This window comes from Corallococcus sp. AB049A, from assembly GCF_003668885.1.
In the GTDB taxonomy this organism is placed as follows: Bacteria; Myxococcota; Myxococcia; order Myxococcales; family Myxococcaceae; genus Corallococcus; species Corallococcus interemptor.
This window is the reverse complement of record NZ_RAWL01000046.1, coordinates 23,363-31,427: the sequence shown is the minus strand read 5'-3', so window position 1 is coordinate 31,427 and position 8,065 is coordinate 23,363. Positions and strand designations below refer to the sequence as shown.

The 8,065-nt window shown below is 70.9% G+C and carries 8 protein-coding genes; 3 read left to right on the top strand and 5 right to left on the bottom strand.

From position 1 onward, the window contains the following. On the top strand, positions 1–197 hold a 197-nt coding region (locus D7X55_RS43275), incomplete at its 5' end, for a hypothetical protein (RefSeq protein ID WP_158626333.1). A gap of 26 nt (positions 198–223) precedes the next feature. Here D7X55_RS43275 and D7X55_RS07665 read toward each other — a convergent pair. Next, positions 224–2,161, bottom strand: a complete 1,938-nt coding sequence (locus D7X55_RS07665) for an FG-GAP-like repeat-containing protein (protein ID WP_120549674.1) — start codon at positions 2,159–2,161, stop codon at positions 224–226. Between the two features lie 72 nt (positions 2,162–2,233). Then, a complete protein-coding gene (locus D7X55_RS07660; protein WP_233609684.1) occupies positions 2,234–3,835 on the bottom strand; it encodes a cell wall anchor protein in 1,602 nt (533 codons plus the stop codon). Between the two features lie 195 nt (positions 3,836–4,030). On the opposite strand from D7X55_RS07660, the gene D7X55_RS07655 reads away from it, so the two are divergent. Beyond that, positions 4,031–4,621, top strand: a complete 591-nt coding sequence (locus tag D7X55_RS07655; protein ID WP_120549676.1) for a DUF938 domain-containing protein — start codon at positions 4,031–4,033, stop codon at positions 4,619–4,621. Between the two features lie 45 nt (positions 4,622–4,666). On the opposite strand, the gene D7X55_RS07650 is transcribed toward D7X55_RS07655, so the two are convergent. Beyond that, positions 4,667–5,224, bottom strand: a complete 558-nt coding sequence (locus tag D7X55_RS07650) for a hypothetical protein (RefSeq protein WP_147470046.1) — start codon at positions 5,222–5,224, stop codon at positions 4,667–4,669. Between the two features lie 143 nt (positions 5,225–5,367). Further along, entirely contained in the window at positions 5,368–6,126 is a 759-nt protein-coding gene (locus D7X55_RS07645) for a DUF1338 domain-containing protein (protein WP_120549678.1), read from the bottom strand. 176 nt (positions 6,127–6,302) lie between these two features. Between D7X55_RS07645 and D7X55_RS43270 the strand changes: the two genes are divergently transcribed. Continuing rightward, positions 6,303–6,464, top strand: a complete 162-nt coding sequence (locus tag D7X55_RS43270) for a hypothetical protein (protein ID WP_158626332.1) — start codon at positions 6,303–6,305, stop codon at positions 6,462–6,464. Here the strand turns inward: D7X55_RS43270 and D7X55_RS07640 are convergent, their stop codons facing one another. Then, positions 6,465–8,015 carry a hypothetical protein gene (locus D7X55_RS07640; RefSeq protein ID WP_121722664.1) on the bottom strand — a complete coding sequence of 517 codons (1,551 nt, stop codon included), beginning with the start codon at positions 8,013–8,015 and terminating at the stop codon, positions 6,465–6,467. Positions 8,016–8,065 lie beyond the last annotated feature (50 nt).

The following is an 8,065-nucleotide window of genomic DNA, read 5'->3' as shown; positions in this document are numbered from 1 at the left end:
GCTTCAGCCCCTTCCCCCTCCCCACGGAGGTGTCAGCGCTGCGGGAGCTGACCACGGGCCGCTACTTCGTGGACTGGTCCTCGCGCTTCCTGGGCGCGGGCAAGGGCTATCAGGACGCCTTCCAGGAGACCGCGCTCGCGGACGGGCCGGGCACCTGGAACACGCTCGCCTACGGCTACGTCATCCTCCGGGACTGAAAGCGCGCCCTCTTCGCGCGCTGGCGTCACGGCGCCAGCGCGCGGAACACCTTGGTGTCGCCGTTGTAGTTGCCGGGGTTCCAGTACACCTTGTCCGCGCCGTCCCGGCCGTCGATGTCCGCGAAGAAGAAGTCCGTGTTCTCCGAGCCGCTGAAGCCCGTGTTGTCCATCACCGGGCTGCCCGCGAAGTTGGAGCCGGTGCTCGGGTACACCTGCATCCGGCCCTCGCGGAAGTTGGGCCGCCAGAAGACCTTGTCCGCCTTGCCGTCGCCGTCCACGTCCGCGAAGTAGAAGCGGGACGTGTCCACGCCGCTGGTGCCCGCCTCGTGCAGGAAGAACAGCGCGAACGCGCCCGCGCCGGTGGAGCGGTACACGCGCGTGCGGCCGCCTTCCTGATCCGGGTTCCACACGATGCGGTCCGCCTTGCCGTCGCCGTCCACGTCCGCGAAGTACACGCGGGTGCCGGCGCTGGTGTTGGCGCCCGTCGTGCTCGTCACCGCGGCGCCGAAGGACACGGTGCCGTTGCACTTCGAGACGAAGGTGTCGAAGGCGCCGGACCTCTGCGTGGGGTTCCAGCGCACCAGGTCCGCGCAGCCGTCACCGGTGACGTCCGCGAAGAAGAAGCGCGTGGCGTCGCTGGTGCTGGCCGCCTGGGTGACGTCCACGCGGCTGTTGAAGGTGCCGTCGCACTTCGCGGGGTAGATGCGCACCTCGCCGTCCCCCAGGGTGGGCCGCCAGAGGACCTTGTCCGCGCAGCCGTCGCCGGTGACGTCCGCGAAGAAGAAGCGCGTGGTGGCGACGCCGCTGGTCGCGCCCGTGTTCTTCACCGCCGCCTCGAAGCCGCCGTCGCACTTCGACTTCGCCACCCACGTCTCGCCCTCGCCCACCGCGTAGTTCCAGCTGATGCGGTCCGCGCAGCCATCACCGGTGACGTCCGCGAAGAACAGCTGCGTGCTGGTGGACGTGCCGGAGGGCGTGGGCGAAAGGGTGGAGCCCGCGGCGAAGAGGGCCGGGCGGAGGGTGGCCAGGACCGGGTAGTGGTCCGACGGCGTGAGGCCGTTGGTCTCCGTCCGGTCGATGGCGGGCGCGGACGAGGTGAGCGCGCCCCCGTTGTGGAAGATGTAGTCCAGCCGGTTGTACTTCGTGGACGTGGAGCCGTTCCACGCGTTGTTGAACGTGGCGTCGTCCACGCCCGTCACGCCGTCGAAGCGCGCGGTGCGGAACAGCCGGGCTCCGGACTCCAGGTCCTCGATGGTCGTCTCCCCCGGCGTGGACTGCCCCTGCGCGTCGGAGTTGAAGTCGCCCATGGCGATGACCGGCAGACCGCCGGGCTTCGTGGCCAGGAACGACGCCATCTGCTCGGCTTCCTTGAGCCGCCCCAGCGAGCACTCCGCCCCGTAGGCGAAGTGCGTGTTGGCCACGAAGTACACCTGCCCGGACGTCAGGTCGCGCAGGCCCACCCAGGCAATCTTCTTGCCCTCCGCGTGGCTGAAGCACGTGGCGCTGGAGGCATAGGGGTTCACCAGCGCCTCGTTGCCCTGGCCCACCTCCGGAGCGATTTCGAAGCGGCTCTTCTTGAAGAAGATGAGCTTCGGGCTGCCGCCGCCGGGGTTGTAGACGCCGTAGGGCTTGTCCGTGCCCGTCAGCCCCGCGATGAGGTCCGCGGGGATGCTGGGCCCGCCCGAGGGGGACTGGGCCTCCTGCACGCCGACGATGTCCGCGTTGTTCGCGAGGATGCGCTGGAGCACGGCCGCCTTGCGGTTGGGCCACGCGCGCACGCCCGTGTCCAGCGGCCCGCGCACGTTGTACGTCATCACCCGGAACGCCTTGTGGCCCGTGGCCGCCAGCGCGCGCGTCTGCCCGGACAGCGTGTCAGCAGCGCGCGGCGTGTCCTCCTCCGGCCCGCAGGCCAGGAGCGGCGTGAGTACGGAGAGCAGCGCGAGACGGGAACGGAAGCTTCGCATGGATGTGATTATGCATGTAAAACGTGAAAAAACATCAATTCCGTTCCCGCCTCGGACCGCCGGTGTGGCGGGCTACTGGCGCACGACGCGCTTGAGCTTGAAGGGCGAGGGGGACTCGCTCATCGTGTAATAGGCCGTGCCGGTCGCGTCGTACTCGATGGCCTCGCCCTGGCCCTCCACGGTGTCCGTGAGGGAGACGGGCGTGGCGGCGAACGCGGTCTCGAAGGCGGCACCGGCGGCGGCGCGGAACTCATACACCTTGCGGTAGGTGCGCAGGATGAAGCGGTTGGCGCACGGGTGGATGGCGCCGGACGTGGCCGCGCCGTAGTTGGTGTCCGTGGTCGTGGGCAGCGGGAGGTTCGCCACGAACACGAGCGTGCTCATGGTGCCGGGCGTGGGCAGCGGCTGGGGGAACTTGTAGACCTTGCTCGCGCCTGAGTAGGACTTGGTGACGATGTAGATGTCGCCCGTGGTGGGGTGGACCATGATGGTCTCCGCGTCCTTGGGCGTGTCCGGGTACTGGAAGGGGAAGGCCTCGGCGGTGAGGTTGCCGCTCGTCTGGCCCGCGCCGATGTTGGGCTCCGGGATGCGGTAGACGGCGAAGGTGGACGGCGGCGTGGGGAAGTTGGCGCTCGAGCGGCCGATGTCACCCATGTAGATGCACTGGCCGGCGGGGCACGGGCCGGTGGCCACGTCCTCCCAGTCCGCGGGCGTCACGTTGGACACGGTGAAGGTGCCCTTCGTGCTCGCGTCCGCGGTGCTGATGGCGACGATGGCGGTGGTGTCCTCGTTGTGCGCGTAGAGCACGCCCGGGGTGAGGCGGCTGGCGGCGATGCCGGACGGCTCCACCAGCGCGGTGGCCGTCACGGTGCCCTGGGTGGTGTACGCGGTGGAGAAGGTGTCCCCCACGGAGCAGGAGGTGGTGGCGTTGGCCGCGCGCAGCGCGACGACCTGGGCGGTGTTCGTCTCCGCGTAGGGGGAGGAACCATTGAACGAGCCCTGCGCCCCCGCGGCGCCCAGGTCCTTGTAGGCGACGTTGTAGATGACGCCGGTGGACGAGGACACGAGGCAGGTGTCCACGGGCTCGGTGAAGCCCGCGGGCGGGATGATGGGGCTCGCCGGGCACGCGGCGCCGGTCCACAGCTGCGTGCCGAACCACACCGCGACGCCGTTGGCGGTGTTGGTGGTGAGCGCGGGCGTGTTGAAGCTGGCGGTGAGGCCGTTCTTCTGGCCCGTCTGCGCGTCGATGGGGTTGGCCGTGTCCACGCCGGAGAACGCGGAGATGCTGCCGGCCATGTAGCTGGCGATGTCGATGTTGAAATCGTACGTGGAGGGCTCGGACGCGGTGGCGACCTTGTAGAAGACCCACGCCTTGAGCTGCGAAGCGCTCTGGTCCGAGCGCACCAGCGTCCAGCCCGCGGGCGGCGTCGCCACGGCGGCCACGTTGTTGCGGTTGATGATGCGAGCGAGCAGCACGTCACCCGCGGCGGTGCCGGTGGGCTTCGCGATGCTCAGCGACGTGCGCGTGCTGCCGCCCGCCGTGGCGCTGCTCCGGTACGCGATGGTGGACACCGCCTGCCGGGCGGTCACGGTCTCCTGCTCCGGGAGCGAAGGGGCGTCCGCGTCCAGCGGCCCGCACCCCGCGAGCGCGAACAGGGACACCGAGCACAGCATGCGTGAAACATTCCGGTTGAACAAACGCAAGGTCACTCCTGCCTGGGGGATGAGGCGAGTCAAAGGCAGGAGGTTTTCGAGCGGACCGGGAAAGTGTTGCGGATGCCCCGTGCGAAAGATTCGCGTGTTGGCTGTGATTGGAAACTTCCGCGAACGTCCTTCCCTCGCGTGCGCGGGTGTGGAAGAGGGTGGGGCATGAAGCGTCACGCGCCCGCTACCGAACGCAACCGCGAACCGCTCCTCGCCGTGCTCCGGGAGGTGCTGCCCGCGTCAGGCACGCTGCTGGAGGTGGCGAGCGGCACCGGCCAGCACGCGGCCTTCTTCGCGAGAGCCTTCCCGGGGCTGACCTGGCAGCCGACGGACGGCGACGCGGCGGCGCTGGAGAGCATCGACGCGTGGCGCGCGGAGGAGGGGCTGGTGAACGTCCTGCCTGCCCGCCTGCTGGACGCGGCGTCGGATGCGTGGCCGGTGGAGCACGCGGACGCGATGCTCTGCGTGAACATGATCCACATCGCGCCGTGGGCGGCCTGCCAGGGGCTGATGCGGGGCGCGGGGCGCGTGCTGCGTCCGGGCGGACGGCTGGTGCTGTACGGGCCCTACTTCGTGGAGGGGAAGGAGACCGCGCCGAGCAACCTCGCCTTCGACGAATCCCTCCGCGCGCGGGATGCGTCCTGGGGCGTGCGCGAACTGGGTGCGGTGAGCCGGGAGGCCGGGCTTCACGGGCTCCAGCGCGAGCGCGTGGTGGAGATGCCGAGCAACAACCTCACGGTGGTGTTCCGCCGGTAGGGCCTTCACCGGGACGGCGTTGTCCCCGCCGTCCCGGCGCGGGGGCTACATGCCGGGGCAGTGGCCGCCCTTCAGCTGACGGGCGGTCTCGTGGACCTCGTCGATGAGCTGGCGCTTCTGCATGGTGTCCTGGGCGGAGTAGGTGAGGGTGATGCCGTTGGGCGTGTCCGTCGCCACGACCCTGGCGGGGACCATGGGCGCCCCGGCTATGCCCTGGTCGCCGCCTCCGCCGGTGCCGCTCTCGTCGAGGCCGTCCTGGATCTCCGTGGGGCTGTCGCCCAGGTCCTCCTCCTGGGCCAGGTCCAAGGGAGTCGCCGCGCCGGTGCGCTTGGACTGCTCGGTCAGCATGCGCCGGGCGCGTGCCTGGAGGTCCGTCACCTGCGTCGGGTCGGACGTGGTGAACATGAGCGCCACGCCGTCGGACGTGTCCTGTGTCTGGACCTGCGTGCCCGGCACGGACATGGGGCAGCGCTGGTCCGCCGAGGACTGGGCGGATGCGGGCAGCGGCTGCTTCGATTCCTGCTTGTGCATCTCCTTCTTGGAACAGCCGGCGGAGAAGCAGAGCGCCGCGGCCGCGGCGAGCGTCAGCGGAAGTCGGGACATGGGCATGGTGTGCCTCCTCTGTCTGGGTTTGTCGTGCGGCAAGGTGGAGAGGCGTCCCGGCCCCTGCAACACGTCCTCCCCGCCGCGTGCCTGAAGGCCCCACCCCGGCGATGGAAGCCTTCATCGGCGAGCGGACACCCGGCTCAGCCCCGCTTCGTCATGTCGAACAGCGCGCGGGCCTGCGGCCCCAGGAACCCGTCGAAGCCTCCCGAGCGTTCGGCGATCTCGAAGTACGCATACGGCCAGGCACGCGTGCCACCGCTCCGGAGCGTCAGGGGCAGCGGGGCCGCGTGCGTGGCTGTCTGTCTCAGCGACGTGCCGGGCGCGCCCTCGATGTCTGCCTTCATGGGCACGCCGGCCTCGCGCATGCGCCGCTGCCACGCCTCCACGTCGTCCACCGCGCCGGTGAAGTGGTTCACCTTGCGGCCGAAGGCCAGGAGCCACGCGCCGTACTGCGTCTCCTTCTCCAGCTCCAGCAGCGCGGCCTCGTCCGGAGGCGGCGGCGCCGTGAACCACGCGGCAAGCGCCTCCACGTCCTCCGGAGGCGGCGGATCCACCGGCAGCGCGGCGAGCAATTCGCGGGCGCGCGGCGACAGCTCCTCCTGCTTCAGCTCCGACAGGAAGACGCGCGGCAGCCCGTCCGGATGCGACAGGTAGATGGCGGACAGGTGTGCGTCCGGGAACGTGTACGCGCCGGCCGGCTTCCACCCGAACCGCTCGAACACGCGGGAGAAGAGGGCAATGCCTCCCTCCGGCCGCGCCAGGGTGCGGAACGCGACGTGGTCATTGCGGAAGTGCCCTCCGGACAGCGTCACGAAGGTGCGCGCGAAGGGGACTTCGGAGGCGTAGCGCTCCCACAGCAGGTCCAGGAGCCGAGAGGCGTCGGAGGCGGAGGTCGTCATGCGCGGCAGTCTACGCCGCGCTTCCGGGCGCTTTGAGCGCCATCCGCCTCCTGTATTGACAAGCTCAAGACCTGTCCAGGGTGTAAAAGCCGAAAAATACGGAAACGAAGATGGGCGCGATGAGGATGGGGCTTGTGGCCCTGGTGTCGGGCCTGCTGCTGGCGTGAGGAGGCGTGGTGGAGACGGGCGCCCCGGCGCCGGAGCTGGCGCGGCAGGAGAAGGCGCTGTGTGGTTCCTGTGGCGACTTCATCTGCGACCCCGCCACGGAGAACCCGTCCAGCTGTCCGCAGGACTGCCCCGACCTGTCTGACTTCTGCTACGTGACGCCCGCGGACTGATCAGCGCAGCTCCACGGTGAGCCCGCCGAAGGTCATGGCCTCGGCGTGGCCGCCGTCTCCGGAGTGCGTCATCGGCGCATCCGCGAGCCCCACCGCCACCAGGGAGTCCCCATCCGCGTCCACGCCCAGCAGGTGGGTGTGGCGGTCCGGTGCCTCGGGGCCGGCCCGCCGGGTGCGCACCGTCAGGCCGTCCGTGGACGCGAGCGTGAGCAGCGCCCCGGCCCCGCGCGAGATGCTCATCCCTCCGGACCACCGGTCCCACCCGGCGGCGCCCACGGCGACCAGGCCCGCGTCCGTCCAGCGCAGCGCGGAGAAGTGGTCCGCGCGGCCCGTGTCCACGCGGTGCTCGAAGCGCAGCGCGCCCGAGTCGAGCGACAGCACGCCCAGATAGCCGTCGTACGGCGTCATCTGGTCCTGCACGCCGGGCGCGGACGGGTACCAGGCGATGGTGCCATCCCCACCTTCCGTCACCACGGTGCCCGCGAGCGCCACCTCTCCGCCGCGCACCGCCATGTCGAAGACGACGAACTCCGCCGCCCGGGCGGGGACGAAGACGTGCGTGCCAATGCGCGTGCCCACCGGCGTGAAGGCCGTCACGGCGAAGGGCTGACGCTCGGTGTCCGAGGGCGTGGTGACGTCCTCGCCGGACCGGCAGTGCACGGCGGTGAAGTCATTGAACGTGCGGCTGGAGGCCATGCAGCGCGAGCTGTTCCAGGTCCGCCCCACCACCAGCCGCCCCTCCGCGTCCACCGCGAGCAGCGGCCGGAGCGAGGCCTCGCGCCAGCGGAACTCGTCGTAGGCCCACGCGGCCGGCTGCGTGGAGTGGCGCCCGTCGACGATGCGCGTCCACTGCTCGCTGTAGCGCCCGTCCGCCCACTGGAGCGTCATCAGCCCCGACACCAGCTCCTGCGTGGTGGGCGCGTCCTCCGGGACGGCCACGAGCGACAGGAAGGCCACGGCCACGTCCTCGCCGCGCGCCTCCGTGCGCAGCCAGCCGTCGGTGAGGGCGTGGACCCAGGGCGACTTCATGCGGAACGCGGGGGAGGGCAGGGTGCCGCCCAGGTCGGCCTCGGGCACCGTCGCGGGCGTGGGCAGCGGCTGCCGCGACAGCACCTGCCCCTCCGCGGACAGGCGCACCAGGTCGTACGCCTCCGCCGCCGCGCCGGTGCGCTCGACGCCCAGGGTGACGTCCCCGGACGGGTGCACGGTGAAGTCGCTGAGGTGGTCACCGGCCGCGGCGTCGAACGCCCACAGCCGCGTGCCGTCCCGCGAGGACACGGTGAGCCGGCGCGTGTCCCGCCCTTCCGCGTCCCGCGTCGTCTCCAGCACGAAGGTGCGTCCGGAGGCCCGCCGGAGCTTGAGTCCTCCGAAGCCCGCGCGAGGCTGCACCTGGAAGGACGGCGTGCCCCGATCGAACGCCCGGACGAGCCCGGGCACCCCCGTGCAGTCCGAGCACTCCTCGGGGGGCGTGGGGCCCTCCATCCCGTGGCAGGCGGAGGCGCCCCACGACAGCAGGGCACCCAGCAAATACCGCGTCCGGCGGAGGTTCATGGCTCGCATGCCCCTTCATACGGAGGCATGCGGTCCGGCGGGTCGTAGCC

Coding starts and splice junctions, on each gene's coding strand:
- D7X55_RS07650 (WP_147470046.1), bottom strand. CDS start 5,224: ATGTCCCGACTTCCGCTGACGCTCGCCGCGGCCGCGGCGCTCTGCTTC.
- D7X55_RS07655 (WP_120549676.1), top strand. CDS start 4,031: ATGAAGCGTCACGCGCCCGCTACCGAACGCAACCGCGAACCGCTCCTC.
- D7X55_RS07660 (WP_233609684.1), bottom strand. CDS start 3,835: ATGCTGTGCTCGGTGTCCCTGTTCGCGCTCGCGGGGTGCGGGCCGCTG.
- D7X55_RS07645 (WP_120549678.1), bottom strand. CDS start 6,126: ATGACGACCTCCGCCTCCGACGCCTCTCGGCTCCTGGACCTGCTGTGG.
- D7X55_RS07640 (WP_121722664.1), bottom strand. CDS start 8,015: ATGAACCTCCGCCGGACGCGGTATTTGCTGGGTGCCCTGCTGTCGTGG.
- D7X55_RS07665 (WP_120549674.1), bottom strand. CDS start 2,161: ATGCGAAGCTTCCGTTCCCGTCTCGCGCTGCTCTCCGTACTCACGCCG.